This window comes from Mycobacterium sp. E3251, from assembly GCF_001666835.1.
In the GTDB taxonomy this organism is placed as follows: Bacteria; Actinomycetota; Actinomycetes; order Mycobacteriales; family Mycobacteriaceae; genus Mycobacterium.
Map to the genome: position 1 here is coordinate 1 of NZ_LZJF01000195.1, position 2,445 is coordinate 2,445.

Sequence of the window (2,445 nt, forward strand, 5' to 3'; positions counted from 1 at the left end):
AGCGAATGGCTGGCCCGCATCATCTGGTCGTTCTCGACCGTCAACGAGGCCCAGACGTTCGACATGTCCAAACCGGACACCGTCCGGCGTTACGTGGAAACGTTCGCCATCAACGGGCTTCGCTGAAGGACTGAGCGGCGTCGCTCAACTAAACAATAGATGTACTATTGTTCTCCGATGTCGGATGGCTTTCGACACTGGATTCTCGATCGGTGGTCAGCGCATGGGCGAACGGACATTGGCCGGCAAGCGGGTCGTGGTGGTGGGCGCATCGGCCGGGATCGGGCGGGCGTTCGCCGTCCGTGCCGGCAAGGAGGGCGCCGACCTGCTCATCGCGGCGCGCCGACGAGACCGTCTCGACGAGGTCGCCGCCGATGCCGGCTGCGGCGCGGCCATCAGCGCGGATGTGCGTAACGCTGACGATTGCGCGCGGCTCGCCGATATGGCCCGAGCGAGCCTTGGTGAAATCGACCTGCTGTTCATCTCGGTGGGGTACGCGCCCTTGAGAATGTTCGCCGACACTTCCGTCGACGATTGGACGGACGTGATGCAGACCAATGTCGTCGGTGTGCATCAAGTCATCAAGTGCTGCCTGCCGGTGCTCGCGCCCGCCGCGATCGTCAGCGCCCTGTCCTCCGAAACCGTCGGCCAGCCACGGACCGCGTTGGGCGCCTATTCCTCCAGCAAGGCCGCGCTATCAGAAAGCCTGAATGCCTGGCGCACTGAGCATCCCGGCTTTCGCTACTGCTGTGTCACCGTGGGCGGCACCGTTCCGACGGAGTTCACCGCGGCGTTCGACCCCGGGCTGCTCGGCGTCGTCGTGCAGGATTGGGTGGCGCGCGGCCTCTTGCAAGAGACATTGATGTCGCCCGCCGACGTCGCCGACATGCTGGCGGGAACGTTCGCCAGCGCTTTGAACTTTCCCGCCGTCGGCCTCGAGCAGCTCGTAATTCGTCCACCGTCGTCGCCGCGTCGCGCGGCTACGGTATGAGGCCGGCGACGAGAGGGTAGCGATGCCAACGCAAGTCGAGTCGGCGTGGCCCGATTACCCCGATTACCGGATCGAGGCGACCCCGTGTCCATACCGGGGCCAGGTGTGGTTCGGTGACGTGCTCGTTGCCCAGAGCGACCGGTGCCTCGTGGTGACGGAGACCGACCACGAGGACCGCTTGTACTTTCCCGAATCCGACGTGCTGTGGGAGTTGTTCCGCCCGTCGGATCACAGCACCGTCTGCCCTTTCAAGGGCCGGGCGAGTTACTGGAGCCTTGACGGGGCGGATTCCGGCGTCGAGAACGTCGTGTGGGCCTACCGCACCCCGTTGCCAGAGGTCGCAGCGATTGCGGGACACGTCTGTTTCTACGACGACGCGGTGCGGGTGGTCGTCGTCGAAAACTGGCCGGACGGCTCAAAGATCCCTACGACGTTCCCGCTATGGGGCGACGCCGGCGAGCTGTGCAGAATCATCGACGTGCAGCAGGTATCCGAAAGCGGTTTTATCGGGCCAGCGCACGGGCCGACGCGTCGCAATGTCGTCGAGGGTGGCCAGCTGCTCGGCGAGGCGATCGTCGCGGCGTCGAAAGCGCTTCCCGGGCAACGAATCACGTCGGCATCGATGATCTTCGCCAAAGCGGCCTCATTCGACGCGCCCGTGGACCTGTCCGTCGATGTGCTTCGCAGGGGCAGATCGTTTTCGTCGGCCGAAATTCGCATCAGTCAGCGGGGCGTATTCCGCAGCGCGGGCTTGGTGCTTGCGGACTCGGGAGCCGGCGACGTCATGCGGGACGCCGACCCCATGCCGGCCGTTCCGGGCCCCGACGAGGCGGTGTCGTTTCCTGGCTTCGGGATGACCGGCCGCGAGATCCGGGTGGTCGATGGGGCTTACGATCCGGATCCCGATCGGGTGGGCCCGCCCTTCATCAACGTGTGGGTGCGATTCCGCGATGCGCCGCCGACCCCTTACCTGCAGACGGCGTTGCTGGCCCAGTCGACGACGCATTGGACTATCGCCGCGGGTATGTTGCCGCATCCGGGTTTGGGCGAAGCCCGCGCGCATGCCACCTTGTCGACCGGAATCATGAAAGCCACCATCGCGTTTCACGACGACGTCGATGTTACGGACTGGCTGCTGTACACCAACCACGCTTTCTGGTCGGGACGGGGGCTTGTGCAGGGCGACGGCCGGGTCTTTGCCCGAGATGGACGGCTCGCCGCGTCGTACACGATCCAGGCGATGGTGCGTGAGTTCGCGACCGAGCCCGCGGCGATGGGCCGCGACAGCCGCACGGCTATGTGATGGGCAGGTGAAATTCGCGACCGCGTCAGCGCAGGCCGTTGATCGCGAATTTCTCGACGTAGCGGCGGACCGTGGCCGGCTTGGTCATATCGAAGGTCAGACCTTGATTGACAGTCGAAAAGGAATAGACGATTCTCGCCAGCCATTCGCT

2 protein-coding genes are annotated in these 2,445 nt (G+C 64.9%); both read left to right on the plus strand.

Annotated elements, in window-relative coordinates:
- The first annotated feature begins 184 nt into the window (after positions 1–184).
- Positions 185–991 carry an SDR family oxidoreductase gene (locus A5697_RS24475; protein WP_231972171.1) on the plus strand — a complete coding sequence of 269 codons (807 nt, stop codon included), beginning with the start codon at positions 185–187 and terminating at the stop codon, positions 989–991.
- A 22-nt stretch (positions 992–1,013) separates the two neighbouring features.
- Positions 1,014–2,294 (plus strand): DUF427 domain-containing protein, encoded by a 1,281-nt coding sequence (locus tag A5697_RS24480; RefSeq protein WP_068012305.1) that lies wholly within the window; start codon positions 1,014–1,016, stop codon positions 2,292–2,294.
- Positions 2,295–2,445: the final 151 nt, after the last annotated feature.

Excerpts from the sequence above, each read along its gene's own strand:
- A5697_RS24475 (WP_231972171.1), top strand. The coding sequence starts at position 185 with ATGGCTTTCGACACTGGATTCTCGATCGGTGGTCAGCGCATGGGCGAA.
- A5697_RS24480 (WP_068012305.1), top strand. The coding sequence starts at position 1,014 with ATGCCAACGCAAGTCGAGTCGGCGTGGCCCGATTACCCCGATTACCGG.